Below are 17725 nucleotides of genomic sequence, written 5' to 3'. Positions count from 1 at the left end.
TTGTGTGTCAGGACCAGGTCTTGACTGATGACAATCGTGCTCTGTGCGGCAGGCCCCGCACCATGTCCCAACCGGCCCGCTTCTGCTCATCCAGGTGGCAGCATTTCCTTACCCGCGGGTAAGGCGGACGAGGGATCAGCTGCTCGGTACACATTGGAGACGCCTCGTGGCTCCCTCTCCCGATGTCCGGCAACTGCCGGGGGTCCAGCCCCACCTCGCCGGCACGCGCCGGACGTTCGTGGAAGTCCAATCCCACGCCGTGCTCCAGCAGGTCCTCCATGACACCCACCACGCGGGGGTTGCCGGGGGCCAGACCGAGGAGCCGGCCCGAGGTCGCCGACGTCGTGAGCACCGTGTCTGCCCCGGACTGGCGGAGCAGCGCGGCGTTGGCCATCTCGCGGACGCTCGTCGCGATCCGTCCGTCGGGGTTGAGGCGACGGGCGGTGAGCGTGATCAGGACGGCGGCGTCGTCCCGGTCCACGGCCACCACGACAGCGCGTGCCCGGTGCACGGAGGCTCGCCTGAGCTTCGCCGCGCTGCTCGAGGGCTGATCCGGCGCGCGGAGTATCACGCGGGTATCACGAGGGCCTCCGAGGTCCTCGCAGAAGAACACCCCGGGGTCCTGGCCTGCAGGAACACCGGGGTGAGGCTGTGTCCGAGGGGGGAGTTGGACACCGGGAAGTGGGAGCCGTCCCACCCGCTGCCTCCGCTGGGGGAGTGGAGCGCGGTGTGCGCGGCTTCGTGGACATGGTCGGAACGTAGTGCGCCGATCGGACAGTGCAAGATCGTCATCGCTGGTCAGATGGGGCCCGCCGGCACTGGGGCCAGCGCGGCCGGACTGACCACCTCGACCTGCTGACGCTGCTCCGAGCTACACCTTGTGAGTAGTTGCACGGGATTGGCACGCGTGGAACTGCGTGGGCTGCCAAAGGTTGCCTCTTGCCAATCTGGAGTTGCACGTTGCCAATCGCGCCGGGATTGGCAGACGCAGCGATTGGCACAGGCAACTCTTGGCAGAGGCAACAGCCAGGGCCACCGGATTCCTTGCCGCCGTCGACGAGCTCACCCGGCGGAATCGACGCCGGGACGGTCCCCGTGGGCGGTGTTCGGGTCCGTGCTCACGGCCGAGGACGCCGTCGGCCGCTCGCCTGGCCGACGACGAGGGGCCCTGACCCGCCGACCACCCCCACCGGCTCCTGCCGACCGACCGCCACCTGATCGGGGCTCCATGCACGCCCACCCGGACGACGCGGCCACCGAACCGCCGCTGCTGCCGCTATGCCCGGTCCTGCTGGCCGACACCACTCTGTGCCTGCAGCCGCTGGCCGACGACGCGGGGGCCGGGGTGATCAGGTGTTCTCGGCGGGGCGCGGCGCGGCAGTTGGCGGGTTCTTCGGCCAGAGCGTGTAGGGCAGCGGCCAGGCCAGCGCCCAGATCAGCAGGCCGGCTGTGAGGCCCTTGATCCACCCGGTCAGGTGCGCGGTGCACCCCGGATCGTCGACAGCGAGGATTGCCAGCCCGAGCAGGCCGCTGGTCACCGTCCAGCCCAGCAGCGCCCTGGCCCACAGTCGCCACTCGTGTCGGGCGCGGGCCTGCCCGTAGCGGGGAGGACGCTCGGGTGGCGGGCCATCGGCGAAGCGGTGGGCGAAGCGCTGGTCGGCCCATCGCAGGGTGGTGGAGCCGAACGCCACGGAGAAGCCGATGTAGGCGGCGGCCAGACCGTGGGCGGCGCCGGCCGTGCTTCCCGCGCGGAGGTCCAGGACGGACGCGATCAGGAGGACGAGGTCGAGGACCGGGGCGCCGGCCAGGAGGACTGCGCTCGTGCGAGGCAAGTGCATCACGTACCGGGCGACCAGGCCGGCGCCGAGCATGCACCAGAACCCGACCTCGCAGGCCACGATCAGCGCGACTAGGACCGGGTTCATCGGGCGCTCTCCAACCGGCGCTCGACCGCCGCGGTCGCCCTCCGGTCAGCGGCCGGCGGCCCAGGCTTGCGGAGCATCAACCACGTGCGCGGGCCGCCGCGGGGCAGGTCGACGACGTCGGTCACCGTGAAGCCGAGGCGGCGGTAGAACCGCACGTTCCGCTCGGCGCTCGTCTCGAGGAACACCGGCAGTCCGTCCCGGTCGGCGTGATCGAGCCCGGGCGCCAGCAGCGTGGCACCGAGACCCCGCCCTCGCTGGTGCTGCACGACGCCCAGGCTGGCCAGGGTCAGGTGCGGCTCACCCAGGCGGCGGCCGACGAGCTCCTCCTCGGCCTCGGCGGCGGCTGCCGCCCGGCGCCCGGCCAGCTCGGCGGCGGCCGGGCCGACCTGCGCCCACACCTCGTCGGGGACCCCGGTGCTGGGCAGCCAGACGGCGACACCCACGACGTCCTGCCCCACCTTCCCGATTTCGACGTGGCCGAAGGGCACTGCGACGGCGGTCAGGTAGAGGTGGTGCAGCGCCCGTAGCCGATCGCCGTGGCCGTCGGCGTCGACCGTCCACCGGGTCCACGGGTAGTCGGCGAAGGCGTCGGCGAGCACCTCGGCGGCGGCCGGGACGTCATCGAGCGCCGCCGCGCGCACATGCAGTCTCATTCTTTCCTCGGTCGTTCTCGGGGACGGCTACGGCCGGTGGATCCGGTGGTCGAGCGGCGGCCCCCGCATACCGATCGCAGCGTGCGGGGCCGCCGGTCCCGCGGTCAGGTGGCCTCGATGGTGAACGGCACCGTGATCACGTCGCCGTCCCCGAGCCGGAACTGGGCCCACAGCTGGTACGTCCCGGCGGTGGCGAACTCGGCGTGCACGTCGAGCTCCGGGCCGAAGGTCTGGCCCGGCAGGGCGAACACCGGGCGGCCGGACGCGTCGGTGACCTCGGCGTGCTCGTGGGCGAAGGTCTGCCCGTCGGCCCGCATGATCACGACGTGGCCGGCGGCGGCGAGGTAGGGCTGCAGGTCGTCGACCGGCCGGCCAGTGGCGTTGTCGGTGAAGGTGAAGTGCAGGTCGCTCACGCCGCCAGCCTCGGCGTCGCCCTCAAGCTCGACGCGGATCCCGTCGACCACCACGCTCCGCGGCCCGGCCGCAAGGGCCACCGGAACCGGCGCGGCGCCGGCCACGGTGATCACCTGCCGGGAGTGAAGGTCGCTCATCTCGCCCTGCCGGCGGAACTCGGTGTTGACGATGTACCGGCCGGCGGTCGGGAACGTGATCTCCACGGCCAGCTGCCCGGGTGCGCCGGTGGGCTGGGGGTGGACGTGGGCGAAGGTGCCCAGGTCCTCCCGGGTGGCGATCAGGTGCATCCAGGCCTCGTGGCTACGGGTGAGGTCCTCGACCGGGTCGCCGGTGGTGCTGTCGACGACGGTGGCGACCAGCCGGGTCGGCTGCCCGGGGCGCACGTCGGCGGGCGGGTCGAGGCGGACGTCCACGCCGGCGTCGGTGGCGTCGGTGGGCGGCACCTCGGCGGTCATCATCTCGCTCATCGCCGGACGCATCGGCATGCCGGTGCCCTGCATCCAGGCCAGCTGGCCGTTCATGCCGCGCTCGGCGAAGTCCATCCGCGACACGGCGGTCAGCCCTGCGCCGAGGGCAAGGGCGACCACCGCCACGCCGGTGAGGTAGGCGTAGGAGCCGATCCGGGCGCGCAGCGGCGGGGACAGGATCTCCGCGGCGGTGGCCGGCCGGCGGAAGCGGCGCAGCCGCAGCGCGTTGGTGACGACGCTGACCGAGCTCATCGCCATCGCCGCCGAGGCGAGCACCGGGTCCAGCAGGAGGCCGTTCCACCAGTACAGCGCGCCGGCCGCGACCGGGATCAGCAGCACGTTGTAGCCGAACGCCCAGCCCAGGCCCTGCTTCATCGTCGCGACGGTGCGCCGGGACAGCGCGATCGCCGCAACGATGCCGCGCAGGTCGCCGCCGACGAGGGTGATGTCGGAGGCGGCGATGGCGACGTCGGCGCCGGTGCCGATCGCGATGCCCACGTCGGCCGCGCTGAGGGCGGCGGCGTCGTTGATGCCGTCACCGCAGAAGGCGACGACGTGCCCCTGCTCCTGCAGGCGGCGGACCTGCGCTGCCTTGTCCGCGGGCAGCACCTCGGCGAGCACGTGCTCGATGCCGACCTGCTCGGCGATCGTGGCGGCGGTGGCGGCGTTGTCGCCGGTGAGCATCCACACCTGCAGGCCCAGCGCCTGCAGCTGGGCGACGGCCTCGGCGGACTCGGGCTTGACCGTGTCGGCGACCGAGAGCACCGCGGCCGGGACTCCGTCGACGGCGACAAACATCGGGGTGCGGCCGGCCGCGGCCTCGGCCGCCGCAGTCTCCTCGAGCGCCCCGACGTCGACGCCGCGGGCGGTCATCAGGGCGGCGTTGCCGACCAGCACCTGCCGCTCGGCGACGACGGCGTCGATGCCGTGGCCCGGGACCGCGTCGAAGGAGCGCAGCGGCGGCAGGTCGAGGGAGCGGGCGCGGGCGGCGGCGACGAGCGCCGCACCGACCGGGTGCTCGCTGCCGGTCTCCGCGGCCGCGACGAGCGCCAGGACGTCGTCCTCGGTCCAGCCGCCGGCGGTGGTGATGCCGATGAGGGCCGGCTTGCCGCGGGTGAGGGTGCCGGTCTTGTCCAGCACGACGGCGGTGACCCGGCGGGCGGTCTCCAGCGCGTCGCCGTTGCCGATGAGGATGCCCAGCTCCGCGGCGCGGCCGGTGCCGACCATGACCGCGGTCGGGGTGGCCAGCCCGAGCGCGCAGGGGCAGGCGATGATCAGCACCGCGATCGTGGTGGTGATCGCCATCGTCAGCCGGCCGGTGTCCGGCCCGAGAAGGGCCCAGGCGGCGAAGGTGGCGGCGGCCAGGCCGAGGACGATCGGCACGAACCACGCCGAGACCCGGTCGGCGAGGCGCTGCATCGGCACCTTCGCGCCCTGCGCGTCCTCCACCAGGCGGACGATCTGCGCCAGCGCGGTGTCGGCGCCGACGGCGGTGGCCCGCAGCACCACGGTGCCGGTCCGGTTGAGGGTGGCGCCAATGACGGTGTCGCCGACGGTCTTGTCGACCGGCAGGCTCTCGCCGGTCAGCATGCTCTCGTCCACGGCGGTCGCCCCGTCGGTGACGACCCCGTCGACCGGGACCTTCTCGCCCGGCCGGACCCGGACGAGGTCGCCGACTGTGACCTGCTCGACCGGCACGTCGGTCTCGGTGCCGTTCCGCAGCACGCGCGCGGTCTTCGGGGCCAGGCCGACCAGGGCGGTGATCGCCGCGGCGGTGGCCTTCTTGGCGCGGGCCTCCATCCACCGGCCGGCGAGGACCAGGGCGAGGATGACCAGCGAGGTCTCGAAGTACACGTGCAGCGGCAGGCCCCACCGCTCGGCCGCCGCGGGCCAGAGCGTGACGAAGGCGCTGTAGCCGTAGGCGACGCCGGTGCCCAGCGCCACGAGGGTGTTCATGTTCGTCGAGCGGTGCCGGGCGGCGGTCCACGCCGCGCGGTAGACGTCGCGCCCGGCCCAGAACTGCACGACGGTGGCGACCACGAGGATCGCCGGCATCAGCCAGTCCATCGTGTCCAGGTACAGCGGCACGTACATCAGGCCCATCAGGCCGAGGCCGGTGGCGAGGGTGAGCTGCCACCTGCGCTTCAGGGCGGTCAGGTGCGCCTCGCCGTCCCGGTCCTCGCCGGTCGCGTCGGCGCCGGTGCCGGGCCGCTCGGCGGTAGGCCGGGTCTCGCGGCGCGGGGTGGCGGTGTAGCCGGCGCGGGCCACGGCGGCGGTCAGCTCCTCCACGCCGACCTGGGCGGGGTCGAAGCGGACGGTGGCGGCCTCGGTGGTCAGGTTCACCTGCGCGCCGGTGACGCCGGCCACCCGGTTGAGGGCCTTCTCCACCCGGCCGACGCAGGAGGCGCAGGTCATGCCGCCGATGGCGAGGGTGCAGCTGGCGGTGGCCTCGGTCGCCGCGGTCGCGGTGGCCGGTGCGGTGGTCGTCATCGGGGTCTCCTGATGGGCCGGCGTCGGGTTGGGCTACGGCTCGATCGTTGGTGGTGGTGGGCGGGCTCGGACCGGGGAAATCGCCGGGATCGGTCGGCCCGGTGGCCGGCCCGGTGGCGTGCGCGGGGCTGGTCGGGTCAGCTGCCGCCGGCCAGGTCGGCGTAGGCGGCGGGCGGCCAGGCGGCGAGGATCTTGGGCCGCAGGGTGGCGCCGAGGCGGCGGTAGAACCGCTGCGCGTCGACGTTGTCGGCCTCCATGCCCCAGCGGATGAGCAGCTGTTCGGGGGCGGCGTGGCGGGCGAGGGCGGCCATCAGCTGCCGGCCGACGCCGGCGTCGCGGTGCCCGGGTCGGACGTAGAGGTCGTCGAGGTTGAGTACGTCGCCGCCGGTCCACAGGTGCAGCTGCCGGATCGCGGAGACGTAGCCGACGGCGGTGCCGTCGCGCTCGGCGAGCAGCACGATCACCTCGGGCCGCTCGAGCAGTCCGTGCCACTGGGTGTCGGGCACGTGTACGTGCGCGGCTTGGTTCTCGTGCGCGGCGATCTCGGCCACCATCGCGGCGACGTCGGTGGCGTCGGCCGGGGTGGCCCGGCGGATCCTCACCGCGGCGGTGTCGGCGGTCGTGAGGGCGTCGGGCATGGCAGCTCCTGGTCGGGAGGGCGGTCGCCGGCGGACGGGGGTGAGGGCACCGACTGGCGCGCCGGCCCGCCCGGTGGCGGGCCGGCGCGACCGGTCACTGGGTGGCGATGGCGGTGAGCACGTCGAGCCGGGCGGCGCGGCGGGCGGGCAACAGGCCGGCGGCTAGCCCGGCGAGCACCGCGGCGACCACGATGATCACCAGCTGCCCGACGGGGACCTCGACGACCAGGGGATTGTCCGCGGCCAGCCCGGCGAGGGTGGCCGCGGCCAACCCCAGCCCGAGGGCGACGCCGGCGACGACGGCGACCGCGGCGATGAGCACCGCCTCGGCGCGGACCATCCAGGACAGGTGCGCCCGGGTCATGCCGACCGCCCGGAGCAGCCCGATCTCCCGGGTCCGCTCGACGATGGACAGCGCCAGGGTGTTGGTGATGCCCAGCAGCGCGATCAGCACCGCGAAGCCGAGCAGCACGGTGATCAGCCCGAGCACCTGGTCCACCGCGGCCGCGCGGCCGGCGGCGGCCTCGGCCTGGTCGAGGACCTCGGCGTTGGGAAAGTCCGCGACCGCGGCCATCAGCGCCGTCCGCGCCTGGCCCGGGTCGACGCCGTGGGCGAGGGTGACGTAGACGGTCGCGTCGACGTTCTCGCTGAAGTGCTGCGCGTAGGTGCCCAGCGAGAGGACGTAGCTGGTCGACAGCGCCCGGGCCGAGTCGGCGGCCATCAGCCCGACCACCGGCAGCCGCTGTTCGCCGTGCCGGGAAAAGGTCATTGCCAGCGTGTCGCCGACGGCCAGGCCGCGCTCGGCGGCCACGTTGTCGGCGAGCACCACGCCCCCGCCGTCGAGCGCCGCTAGAGAGCCGGCGGTCATCTGCACGTCGGCGACCTTCGGGAGGGTGGCCGGGTCGACGGCGGTGAGCGTGCTGGTCATGCCGCCGTCCAGCCAGTGGCCGAAGCGGACCGGGGAGGTCGCGGCGACCTCCGGGAGGTCGGCGACGCGGGCGGCGACCTCCGGGGAAAGCCCGCCGAGCATCTCGTCGCGGGAGCTCTGCACGAGCAGGTCGGCGGTGATCGCCTCGGTCGAGCCGGCGCCGATCGCCTTGACCGAGCTGCCGAGCACCGCGACGAAGGAGATGAGCGCCAGGCCCAGCGCGAGGGCCATCGCGGTGGCCGCGGTGCGCCGCGGGTTGCGCACGGTGGACTCCCGGGCCAGCCGCCCCGGCACGCCGAGGCCGGTCAGCGGGCGGCCGACGGCCTGCGCCAGCCGCGGCGCGAGCACGGGGCCGAGCACGACCAGCGCGGCCAGCAGCAGCACCGCGCCCAGACCGACGCCGACGATGTGGCGCAGCAGCGCGGCCGCGACCAGTTGCACCAGGCCCAGGCCGAGCATGACCCAGCCGGCGACCAGCCGGCCCCGCCGAGGGGCGGTGGGCGCCGGGTCGGCGGCCCGCATCGCCTCGACCGGTGCGGTGCGCGCAGCGCGGCGGGCCGGGCCGAACGCGGCCAGCAGGGTGATCAGCGTGCCCGCGGCCAGGCCGAGGATGAGCGTGCGGGCGGTGACCGTGAGCGGACCGTCGGGCAGCGCCAGCCCGGCATCGGAGGCGAGGCCGCGCAGCGCGTACGCGGCGCCGATGCCGGCCGCGGTGCCGCCGGCCGCGCCGGTGAGCCCCACGAGCAGCGCCTCGCCGAGCACCGAGCCGAACACCTGCCGGCCGGTGGCGCCGGCGGCGCGCAGCAGCGCCAGCTCCCGGGCCCGCTGGGTGAGCACGATGCCGAACGTGTTCGCGATCAGGAACGCCCCCACCACCAGCCCGGCCGCGGCCAGCGCCAGCAGCACGATGCGCAGGTAGTCGATGCTCTCCTTCGCCGCGTCGGCGCTGGCGGCGGCGGCGTCCTGGCCGCCGGTGACGGCGTACTGCGCACCGAGTGCCGCGGCGAGGTCGGCGCGCAGGTCCGGCACGGCGACGCCGTCGGCGGCGATCACGTCGACCGAGGTGAGGCCGGCGCCGATGTCCAGCAGCGTCTGTGCGGTGGCCAGGTCGACCAGCACCACGGTGCTGTTGGCCAGCCCGTCGCCGTCGCCCACGCCGGTCAGGCCGACCACGCGCAGCGGCCGGCTGGCAGTCGCGGAGACGGTGACGGTGTCGCCGAGGGCGATGCCGTGACCGGCGGCGGTGGCGGCGTCCAGGACGACCTCGTCGCCGTGCGGAGCCTGCCCGACGCGCAGGCTGTAGGCGGTGAACGGGGCCTCGGCCCAGGTGCCGAGGATCGTCGGCCCGGCCGGTGCCAGGGCGGTGCCGCGGACCTGCAGCTGCCCGGGGCCGGCGGCGACCGGGCGGACCCGGTCGACGCCGGGAACGGCGGCGATCCGGTCGGCGACGTCGGCCGGCAGGGGATCGCGGGCCACCTCGACGCCCATTGCGGCGTCGAAGGCGGCCGCGTCCCGGACGGTGAGGTCCACCCCGGCGGCGGAGGTGCGGAACTGCTCGTCCAGCAGCCGGGTGCTGGTGTCGGTGAGCACCAGGCTGCCGACCGCGAACGCGACGCCGAGCGCGACGGCCAGCCAGGTCAGGGCCAGCCGGGAGCGGTGCGCGAGCGCGTTGGACAAGGACAGGCGCCACATCGCGATCACGCCCCCACCGGCTCGTCGAGGCGGGCGACGTCGAGACCGGACGTATCGAGGTGGGCCAGGCGGGCCAGCACGGTCTCGGCGGTGAGGTCGGTGAGCTCGTCGACGATGCGGCCGTCGGCGAGGAAGACCACCCGGTCGGCGTAGGCGGCGGCCACCGGGTCGTGGGTGACCATGACGATCGTCTGGCCGAAGCTGCGGGTGGCCTCGCGCAGGAACGCGAGCAGCGCGGCGCCGGCGCGGGAGTCGAGGTTGCCGGTCGGCTCGTCGGCGAACACCAGCTCCGGGCGGGCGATCAGCGCCCGGCCGACGGCGACCCGCTGCTGCTGGCCACCGGAGAGCTGCGTCGGGCGGTGGTCGAGCCGGGTCTGCAGGCCGAGCATGTGCACGAGCTCGTTCATCCACCCCGGGTCGGGCCGCTTGCCGGCCAGGGTGAGCGGCAGCGCGATGTTCTCCGCGGCGGTCAGCGCCGGGATGAGGTTGAACGCCTGGAACACGAAACCGAGCCGCTCGCGGCGCAGCAGGGTGCGGTCCCGCTCGGACAGGCTGCTCAGGTCGGTGTCGCCGACGAAGGCGCGGCCGGAGTCGATGCCGTCCAGCCCGGCGAGGGCGTGGATGAGGGTCGACTTGCCCGATCCGGAGGGGCCCATGACGGCGGTGAACTCGCCCGCCGGGATGGCGACGCTGGCCGAGTCGAGGGCGCGGACGGCGGCCTCACCGCGGCCGTAGGTCTTGACCACGTCGACCGCGCGGGCGGCGATCACGGGCCGGGTCGGCGGCGGCGGGAAGTGGGGGTCGGTGACGGTCATGGTGTCTCCTGCGGGGAGCGGGTCGCCGGGGCGGCGAGCGGGCGGAGTGGTGCGGGCGGCGGCGGTCACGGGCAGGGGCACGGGCGGGGGCGCCGCCAGGGCCGGGCCGGTCGCAGGCAGCGGACGAGCCGCACGTGCTGCGCCTCGCGGATCAGTTCCTGCTGGCGGAAGCGGGCGAGATGCTCGTGGGCGAGGGTCATGGCGGGCTCCTGGCGGCGGTGGGGGAAGCCGGTGGCGGGGTGCGCGGGTCGTCGGGGCGGAGTGCCGGTGGGCGACCCGGGCAGCGGGGGGCCGTGGGGCTACGGCACGAGGGCGTAGCCGGCCTCGTCGACGGCGGCGGCGATGTCGGCGCGGTCGACCGGGCGGTCGGCGGTGACGGTGACGGTGCCGCTGGCCAGGTCGACGGTGACGGTCTCGACGCCGGCGACGGCGGCGATCTCCTCGGTGACCGCGCGCTGGCAGTGCCCGCAGGTCATGCCGGTGACGGAGAAGGTGGTCGAGCCGATGAAGGTGCGGGGCGTGCCGGACAACATGGGGGCTCCTCGACGGTGCTGGTGGTGGTGCGGTCGGGAGTGAGCGTCGGCGCGAGGGCAGGGGCGTCTCACCGGGGAAATCGCCGGGATCTGCACCGGAAGAGCCGGTCAGGAGGCGTGGTGGACTCGACCGCACCGCGGTGGGCACCGCCGGGCGGGCGCCGCGCGGGAGCGGGGCGCGTCGGTCAGTGCCCGGGCGTGCCGGCAGGCGCGACGCCGGGACCGCATCGCGCGGTACCGCCGGGTTCCTCCCGGCTCGCCGGTCGTGCTTGCGGTGCGGGGAGTCGTGCAGGAACGGGGGGGCGCAGCGTGCTGGCCGTGCCGGCCCAGCTGCCCGATCAGCGGTGGATGGTCCTGAACATCTACAGCGACCGCCCCGGTGTGTTCACCGGCGACAGCATCCGCCTGGGCGAGATGGTCGCCGCGGCGGTCGCCGCGATCCTGCGCGAGGTCGCCGAGCGGGCCGCGCTCAAGCGGCTGGCGGCCAGCCTGGAGACCGCGCTGACCTCCCGGGGCGGTCATCGACCAGGCCAGAGGCGTGCTGATGGCCCGGCACAAGGTCTCCGCCGAGCAGGCCTTCGGCCGACTGGCCCAGCTCAGCCAGGCTCTCAACGTCAAGGTCCGCGACCTCGCCCCGATGGTCGTGGCCGGCCACCCGGACGTGCTGACCGTCCTCGACCGCATCTCCCCTGCAGGTGAGGTGTGATGGGTGACCATCACACCGGCTCGCAGGTGGCCGTGCATCGCGCTTGTCGGTACCTGGTGGATGCGGGTCGGTTGCGAGTTCAGCGGATGGTCGGCGCCTCCGCCGAGCTGGTGCGCCGGCGCGGTGAGCGCCCGGACCGGGTGGCGGGAGCGTCGGCCGGCCGGCCGCCCCCCGGGTCCACCGGGACCGTGTCCAGGCGGCCGCCGTAGTGGCCGACGCTGCGCCGGGCGGTGTGGCGGATTCCCCGCCGCACCGCCCGGCTGCCCGGAGCTCAGTGGCCGTGCCCGCCGTGGCCGTGGGCGTGCGCACCGACTGCGGGCTTGCCGGCGGGCACGGCGAACAGGGTGAGGATGAACAGGGCCCCGAGCACGCCGGCGGTGGCGGTGAAGGCCCGGCCGTAGCCGTCGACGAGGCCGGTGGAGGTGGCCAGGTCGCCGGCGATCGCGGTGAGCGCGGCGACGCCGACGGCCGCGCCGATCTCGTGGCCGGTCATCATCAGCCCCGACGCCAGCCCGGAGCGCTCGGCGGGCACGTCGCTCATCGCGGCGACGGCGATCGCGACGAACATCGGGCCGACGCCGGCGCCGACGAGCAGGAAGCCGGGCAGCACGTCGGCGGCGTAGGAGGTGCCGCCGGCGTTCGCGGCCAGCAGCAGCACGCCGGCGGCCAGGACCACCAGCCCACCCAGGATCAGGGTGCGCGCACCGAGCCGGCCGATGGCCTTCGAAGCGGCGGCGGCCGCGGCGGTGATGGCGGCGGCCAGCGGCAGGAACTGCAGCCCGGCCACGACCGGCGAGGAACCCACGACCGCCTGCAGGTACAGCGAGGTCAGGAAGATCGCGCCGACCACAACACCGGTCACGCCGGCCATCGCTGCCGACGCCGAGATCAGCGACCGGATCCGCCACGTCGCCGGTGGCACGAGCGGGTCGGCCGCGCGCCGCTCAAGGCGGGCGAAGCCGGTCAGCAGTACCGCCGCGGCGGCCAGCGCCAGCCAGGTGCGCGACGCGGTCGGCCCGGCCGAGCGGATGGCCTCGATGGCGAACACCAGCGTCAGCAGGCCCGCCACCAGGGTCAGCGCGCCGGGGGCGTCCAGCCGGCGCAGCGCGCCGGACTGCGAGCCGCCGCGGGCCACGGCCCGCAGGGTGCCGGCGACCACGGCGACGCCGATCGGCACGTTAATGAAGAACACCGCCCGCCAGCCCAGCGCGCTGGTCAGCGCCCCGCCGAAGAGCACCCCGGCGGCGATGCCGAGGCTGCCGACGGTGCCCCACACCGCCAGCGCGGTCTGCCGCTGCCGGCCGGCGTACGCGGTCATGATGATCGACAGCGCGGCCGGGGTGAGCAGCGCCGCACCCGCGCCCTGCGCGCCGCGGGCCAGGATGAGCGTCAGCGGGGTCTGGGCCAGGCCGCTGACCAGCGAGGCGGCGGTGAACAGGCCGACGCCGGCGAGGAACGCACTGCGGCGGTTGAGCAGGTCGGCGATCCGGCCGCCGAGCAGCAGCAGGCCGCCGGAGAGCAGCACGTAGGCGCTGATCGCCCACTGGTAGTCGCCGGCGGACAGGTGCAGCGCCTCGCTGATCGACGGCAGCGCGACGTTCACCACCGACACGTCCAGGATGACCATGAACTGGGCGGCGATCATCAGCGCGAACACCGTCCACGGCCGACGCGGCTCGTCCGGATGCTCGGGGGCGCGGGCCGCCGGTTCGGCGGCGGGGTGGGCCGACATGACTTCTCCTCGAGGTGGGATCTGCGGGGTTGGCTCCCACGCTCGCCGCCCCCGGGATCGCTCACGCCGGGGAAACCACCAGGATCGCGATCTCCGGACCTGTCCGCGGCGGTCGGTACGGTTCCGCTCGTGCTGACCGGACGGAACCGCGAACGCGCGGCGATCGCTGCGCTGCTCGACGCTGCGCGCGCCGGGACCGGCGGTTCGCTGGTGGTTCGCGGCGTGGCAGGGTCGGGCAAGTCGACGTTGCTGGCCGACGCGGTCAGCGCGGCGGTCGGCATGCGGGTGCTGCGCACGTCGGGCGTGGAATCGGAGTCCCCGCTGGCGTTCGCCGCGCTGCAGCGGCTGCTGTGGCCGCTGCGCGCCCGCCTCGCCGCGCTCCCGGCACGGCAGGCCGCGGCGCTGGGCGCGGCACTGGGTGAGGCCGACGGCGACGGCGACCGCTTCCTGGCCTTCCTGGGCACGTTGAGCCTGCTCGCCGACGCCGCCGAGGAGACCCCGGTGCTGGTTGTGGTCGACGACGCGCACTGGCTCGACGACGCCTCGGCCGCGGCGCTGCTGTTCGCCGCGCGCCGGCTGCAGGCCGAGCGCGTCGCGCTGCTGTTCGCCGCCCGCGACGGCGAGGCCTACGGCTTCGAGGCGCCCGACCTGCCCACCGCCGTCCTCGGTGGCATGACCGGTGCCGACGCCGAGGAGCTGCTGACCGCCCGGGCCGACGGGGAGGTCGACCCGGCGGTGCGCGACCGGCTGGTGGCCGCGACCGGCGGCAACCCGCTCGCCCTCGGCGAACTCGCCGCCGCCCTGACCGGCGACCAGCTGGCCGGCCGGGCGCCGCTGCCCACACCGCTCCCGCTGACCGGCGGAGTCGAGCGCGGGTTCCTCGACCGGGTCCGGCGCCTCAGCGACTCAGCCCAGCGGTTCCTCCTGCTGGCCGCGGCCGACGACACCGGCCGGCTGACCGTCGTCCGCGACGCCGCCGCGCGCCTGGACATCGGCGACGACGCCGTGGACGCGGCCGAGCGCAGCGGGCTGCTCCGCGTCGACGGCGACACCCTGGCGCTGTACCACCCGCTGGTCCGCTCGGCGGTGTACCGGGCGGCCACCAGCGCCCAGCGCCGCGCTGCCCACCGAGCGCTGGCCGACGTCCTCCGCGCCGACCCCGACCGGCGGTCCTGGCACCTGGCCGCCGCGGCCGACCGGCCCGACGAGACGGTGGTCGCCGCGCTCGACGGCGTGGCCGAACGCGCCGCCGCTCGCGGCGGCCACGAGGCCGCCTCCGCCGCCTGGGCCCGCGCCGCCGAGCTCACGGTCGACAGCGCGAGCCGCGGCCGGCGACTGTTCTCCGCCGCCTCCTCGGCCTGGCTCGGCGCCCATCCGTCGCAGGCCGCCGGGCTGGCGGCCGCCGCCGCGGCCGACCTCACCGACCCGGTGCAGCGGGCGCGGCTGCTGCTGCTGCAGGGCCAGATCGAGTGGAACACCCACTCGCTCAACGAGGGCTACGACCTCGTCCTGCAGGCCGCCCAGCTCGCCGCCGAGGCCGACGAGGCGACCGCGCGACCGCTGGCGATGCTCGCCGCGGCGCTGTCGGCCTTCGGGGCACGCTCCCCGCGCCCGGTCGACCCCGCCACGCTGGTCGGCGGACCTCCCGCCGACGCACCGGCCACCGGCCGGGCCGCCTGGGAGCTGCTGCAGGGGTTCGCCGCCGTCGGCCGCCGCGACTGGGCTCCCGCCGCGGCGTCGTTTCGGCGCGCGTTCGACCTGACCGACGCCGAGCCGCTCGACGGTGACCATGTCCTGCAGCCCAACCTGGGCATCGCCGCCTGGCTCATCGACGAGGACGAGCGCAGCCTGCGGCTGCACGACGAGCAGTTGACCGCCGCCCGCCGCGCCGGTGCACTCACCATGGTGGAGCACGCCCTCACCCGCGGGTTCCAGACCCAGGTGGCGACCGGCGCGTGGACGAAGGCCGCCGGCGCCGCCGCCGAGGCGCTTCCGCTGACCGCCAGCACCGGCTCGACCGGGCTCACCGCGCTGCCCACCGCGCAGTTGGCGGTGATCGCGGCCCTGCGCGGGGACGATGCCGCCGACCGCCACCTCGTCGACGTCGCCGCGATCCGCGCGGCGCATCCGGTCGGCATCACCGACAGCCTCGTCACCGATCTGGCGCACTGGGCGCAGGCGTTGCGCGGCGTCGACCGGCCCGCGACCGCGCTGCACCACCTCGAGCAGGTGCAGAACCCGATGCTGCGCCGCATGGCCGTCCTGGACGTCTTCGACATCGCCGTCCGCGCTGGCCGGACCGACGTCGTGCGCACGTGGCTGACCGAGGTCGAACGGTTCGCCGCGGCCACCGCCACCGCCTCGGCGGTCGCCGTCACCGAGCACGGCCGCGCGTTGCTCGCCGACGGCCCGGACGCCGAGAAGCACTTCCTCGCCGCGCTCGATGCGCACGCCGCCTCCCCGCGGCTGCCCGACCGGGCACGCACCCAGCTGGCCTTCGGCGAGCACCTGCGGCGCGCCCGCCGGCGGGTCGACGCCCGCGATCTGCTGCGGGCCGCGCTCACCGTGTTCGAGGAGCTCGGCGCGGCGCCGCTCGCCGAACGCGCCGCGCAGGAGCTGCGCGCCTCCGGGGAGACCGCCCGCCGTCGGGACGTCACCACCACCACCACCACCGAGCTGACCGCGCAGGAGCGCCAGGTCGCCGGGCTGGTCCGGCAGGGCCTGTCGAATCGGGACGTCGCCGCCCGGCTGTTCGTGTCGCCACGCACAGTCGACTTCCACCTGCGCAACGTGTTCAGCAAGCTCGGCGTGGCCTCCCGCGCTGAGCTCACCGCGCTGCCGCTCGACTGACCCCGCCGAGCGCCGGCGTCGAGCGCTCACGCCCCTCCAACCTGGCGGTTGTCTCAGCGTGACACCGCTGGCCCGGGTTCGGATGGGTCCCCGGGAGATCGCCCTGCTCCTGGCGTGAGTGGCGGCCATGGTGCCGGTCGCCGCGGCCGGCGCACGGCATGCCGGCGATCGCCTGTGCGCGGCCAGAGGCCGACGTCGCCGGCGCGGTGGGCGGCTACTGCCCCCGCGACGTGGCTGAAGTGCTGGCGGTGGTCCCCCGGGGTGGTGTTCAACCGACGACGGAACGCACGATTCATGGTCTCCGGCGCTGCGAAGCCGCAGACGCGAGCGATGTGGTCGACAGCGTGGCTGGTGGTCTCGAGGAGTTGGCAGGCCGCCTCGAGCCGCAACCGCTCCACGTGCTCGCTCGGCGTCACGCCGACTTCCGCCTTGAACACCCGGCTGAACTGCCGCTCGGACAGGTGCACGCGGCGGGCCAGGGCGGGCACCGACAGGTCTGCGGTGAGGTGGTCGGGCAGCCACGCCAGCAGCTCCCGCACCGGTTCACTCTCCGCTGCCTGGGCGGCGAGCAGTGTGGAGAACTGCGCCTGCCCGCCGGACCGCCGCAGGTAGACCACCAGGTGCCGGGCGACCGCCGCCGCCGCCCGGGCGCCGTGGTCGTCGGCGACGAGGGCCAGCGCCAGGTCGATGCCCGCCGTCACCCCGGCGGAGGTCCAGACGTCGCCGTCGCGCACGTAGATCGCATCGCCGTCGACCGACACCTCGGGGTGCGCGGTCGCCAGCAGCTGGCACTCCGCCCAGTGGGTGGTGGCCCGCCGCCCGTCCAGCAGCCCGGCGGCCGCGAGGACGAAGGCCCCCGAGCAGACCGAGGTGACCCGTCGGGCGCTGCCTGCCAGCCGCCGCACGTGGGCCAGCAGCTCCTCGTCCGCGCGCGCCTGGTCCATGTCCCGCCCGCCGGCGACCACGAGCGTGTCGACCGGCTCCACGACCTCGGCGAGCGCGGTGGTGCTGAACGACAGCCCCGAGCTGGCCAGCACCGGGCCGCCCGACGTACTCACCACCTGGCTGCGGTACTCCGCCGAAGGCAGCAGGTGCGTGGCGCTGGAGAAGACCTCGAGCGGGCCGGTCACGTCCAGGATCTGCGCCGACGGGAACGTGACGACCGCGACGTCGAGGGCAGCCACCCCCGCACTGTACGGCTCGGCATGGCCGGAATCGTCAAGACCGCGTCCTGGCGCCGCGGCGGCTCCGGACCTCATCGTCGTCTCGTGCCCACATCGCCGGCTGCCTGGCCCGACTGGGTGAGGACAGGAGAGCATCCATGACGACCACGCTGATCACCGGAGCCACGGGCACCCTCGGCGCGCCCACCGTCAGCCGGCTGCGGCCGGCCGGACACGACGTCCGAGCGCTGAGCCGACGCAGCGGTCTCGGCCTGACGACCGGTGACCCGCGCAGCAGAGCCGGCCGTCATCTGCGTGCACCACTGATCTGGGGCGTCCTCTTCGGAGTCCTGCAGGCGGCTTCGCCGCTGGCCTTCTTCTGGCTGGAGCCGGCGACCGTCTACGCCCTCGGCCTCACCCTCATAGCGGCGGTCTACGTCGGCTTCGCCGTGGCCGACGGGCGCCGGCACGTGCTGGTCGTCGAGACGGTCGTCGCGTCGGTCTTCGTCGTTGCTGCCGCCGCCGCCGAACCCGGATCGGCCTGGCTGATCGTCGCCGGGCTGGCCGGACACGGCGTCAAGGATCTGTGGCAGCACCGCACCGGCTTCGTGGCCGGCACCCGCTGGTGGCCGCCGTTCTGCGCGACCGTCGACTGGGTCGCCGCCGCCCTTATCGCCGCCGCGCTGACCACGGGATCATTCCCGATCTGACCGCGGCCG

14 protein-coding genes are annotated in these 17725 nt (G+C 75.1%); 3 read left to right on the top strand and 11 right to left on the bottom strand.

All coding sequences use genetic code 11. The annotated features are described in order from the left end of the window. Nucleotides 1–7: 7 nt before the first annotated feature. The 9 genes from ACI789_RS17245 to ACI789_RS17205 all read right to left on the bottom strand — a co-directional run bounded on the left by ACI789_RS17245 (nucleotide 8) and on the right by ACI789_RS17205 (nucleotide 10555). Nucleotides 8–571, bottom strand: coding sequence for an NAD-binding protein (locus ACI789_RS17245; protein WP_457010664.1), 564 nt, complete (start codon nucleotides 569–571; stop codon nucleotides 8–10). Between the two features lie 778 nt (nucleotides 572–1349). Further along, the gene (locus ACI789_RS17240) at nucleotides 1350–1925 is read right to left on the bottom strand and encodes a hypothetical protein (protein ID WP_457010592.1); all 576 of its coding nucleotides are present in this window, start codon (nucleotides 1923–1925) and stop codon (nucleotides 1350–1352) included. Continuing rightward, nucleotides 1922–2578 carry a GNAT family N-acetyltransferase gene (locus tag ACI789_RS17235; RefSeq protein ID WP_457010591.1) on the bottom strand — a complete coding sequence of 219 codons (657 nt, stop codon included), beginning with the start codon at nucleotides 2576–2578 and terminating at the stop codon, nucleotides 1922–1924. Before ACI789_RS17235 ends, ACI789_RS17240 begins: the two co-directional genes overlap by 4 nt. Before the next feature lie 104 nt (nucleotides 2579–2682). Continuing rightward, complete coding sequence (locus tag ACI789_RS17230; protein WP_457010590.1) at nucleotides 2683–5949, bottom strand: heavy metal translocating P-type ATPase; 3267 nt, start codon at nucleotides 5947–5949, stop codon at nucleotides 2683–2685. A 137-nt stretch (nucleotides 5950–6086) separates the two neighbouring features. After that, on the bottom strand, nucleotides 6087–6587 hold the full coding sequence (locus ACI789_RS17225) for an N-acetyltransferase family protein (protein ID WP_457010589.1): 501 nt from the start codon (nucleotides 6585–6587) through the stop codon (nucleotides 6087–6089). 94 nt (nucleotides 6588–6681) lie between these two features. Continuing rightward, entirely contained in the window at nucleotides 6682–9207 is a 2526-nt protein-coding gene (locus tag ACI789_RS17220) for an FtsX-like permease family protein (RefSeq protein WP_457010663.1), read from the bottom strand. Between the two features lie 5 nt (nucleotides 9208–9212). Further along, nucleotides 9213–10022: an ABC transporter ATP-binding protein gene (locus ACI789_RS17215; protein WP_457010588.1), complete on the bottom strand. Its 810-nt coding sequence runs from the start codon at nucleotides 10020–10022 to the stop codon at nucleotides 9213–9215. Nucleotides 10023–10087: 65 nt separating this feature from the next. Beyond that, a complete protein-coding gene (locus ACI789_RS17210; protein WP_457010587.1) occupies nucleotides 10088–10222 on the bottom strand; it encodes a hypothetical protein in 135 nt (44 codons plus the stop codon). 99 nt (nucleotides 10223–10321) lie between these two features. Further along, a complete protein-coding gene (locus tag ACI789_RS17205) occupies nucleotides 10322–10555 on the bottom strand; it encodes a heavy-metal-associated domain-containing protein (RefSeq protein ID WP_457010586.1) in 234 nt (77 codons plus the stop codon). A gap of 520 nt (nucleotides 10556–11075) precedes the next feature. On the opposite strand from ACI789_RS17205, the gene ACI789_RS17200 reads away from it, so the two are divergent. Beyond that, nucleotides 11076–11261, top strand: coding sequence for an ANTAR domain-containing protein (locus ACI789_RS17200; protein WP_457010662.1), 186 nt, complete (start codon nucleotides 11076–11078; stop codon nucleotides 11259–11261). Between the two features lie 271 nt (nucleotides 11262–11532). On the opposite strand, the gene ACI789_RS17195 is transcribed toward ACI789_RS17200, so the two are convergent. Continuing rightward, entirely contained in the window at nucleotides 11533–12993 is a 1461-nt protein-coding gene (locus ACI789_RS17195; protein WP_457010585.1) for an MFS transporter, read from the bottom strand. A gap of 129 nt (nucleotides 12994–13122) precedes the next feature. Between ACI789_RS17195 and ACI789_RS17190 the strand changes: the two genes are divergently transcribed. Beyond that, complete coding sequence (locus ACI789_RS17190) at nucleotides 13123–15843, top strand: AAA family ATPase (RefSeq protein ID WP_457010584.1); 2721 nt, start codon at nucleotides 13123–13125, stop codon at nucleotides 15841–15843. A 53-nt stretch (nucleotides 15844–15896) separates the two neighbouring features. Here ACI789_RS17190 and ACI789_RS17185 read toward each other — a convergent pair whose 3' ends face one another. After that, nucleotides 15897–17027 carry a GlxA family transcriptional regulator gene (locus tag ACI789_RS17185; RefSeq protein ID WP_457010583.1) on the bottom strand — a complete coding sequence of 377 codons (1131 nt, stop codon included), beginning with the start codon at nucleotides 17025–17027 and terminating at the stop codon, nucleotides 15897–15899. 137 nt (nucleotides 17028–17164) lie between these two features. Between ACI789_RS17185 and ACI789_RS17180 the strand changes: the two genes are divergently transcribed. Then, entirely contained in the window at nucleotides 17165–17716 is a 552-nt protein-coding gene (locus ACI789_RS17180) for a hypothetical protein (RefSeq protein WP_457010582.1), read from the top strand. Nucleotides 17717–17725 lie beyond the last annotated feature (9 nt).

The organism is Geodermatophilus sp. SYSU D00965 (assembly GCF_054050075.1).
The sequence above is the reverse complement of the archived record's forward strand: the minus strand, read 5'-3'. Positions and strand labels throughout refer to the sequence as shown.

Coding starts and splice junctions, on each gene's coding strand:
- ACI789_RS17240 (WP_457010592.1), bottom strand. CDS start 1,925: ATGAACCCGGTCCTAGTCGCGCTGATCGTGGCCTGCGAGGTCGGGTTC.
- ACI789_RS17235 (WP_457010591.1), bottom strand. CDS start 2,578: ATGAGACTGCATGTGCGCGCGGCGGCGCTCGATGACGTCCCGGCCGCC.
- ACI789_RS17230 (WP_457010590.1), bottom strand. CDS start 5,949: ATGACGACCACCGCACCGGCCACCGCGACCGCGGCGACCGAGGCCACC.
- ACI789_RS17225 (WP_457010589.1), bottom strand. CDS start 6,587: ATGCCCGACGCCCTCACGACCGCCGACACCGCCGCGGTGAGGATCCGC.
- ACI789_RS17220 (WP_457010663.1), bottom strand. CDS start 9,207: ATGTGGCGCCTGTCCTTGTCCAACGCGCTCGCGCACCGCTCCCGGCTG.
- ACI789_RS17215 (WP_457010588.1), bottom strand. CDS start 10,022: ATGACCGTCACCGACCCCCACTTCCCGCCGCCGCCGACCCGGCCCGTG.
- ACI789_RS17210 (WP_457010587.1), bottom strand. CDS start 10,222: ATGACCCTCGCCCACGAGCATCTCGCCCGCTTCCGCCAGCAGGAACTG.
- ACI789_RS17205 (WP_457010586.1), bottom strand. CDS start 10,555: ATGTTGTCCGGCACGCCCCGCACCTTCATCGGCTCGACCACCTTCTCC.
- ACI789_RS17195 (WP_457010585.1), bottom strand. CDS start 12,993: ATGTCGGCCCACCCCGCCGCCGAACCGGCGGCCCGCGCCCCCGAGCAT.
- ACI789_RS17180 (WP_457010582.1), top strand. CDS start 17,165: ATGACGACCACGCTGATCACCGGAGCCACGGGCACCCTCGGCGCGCCC.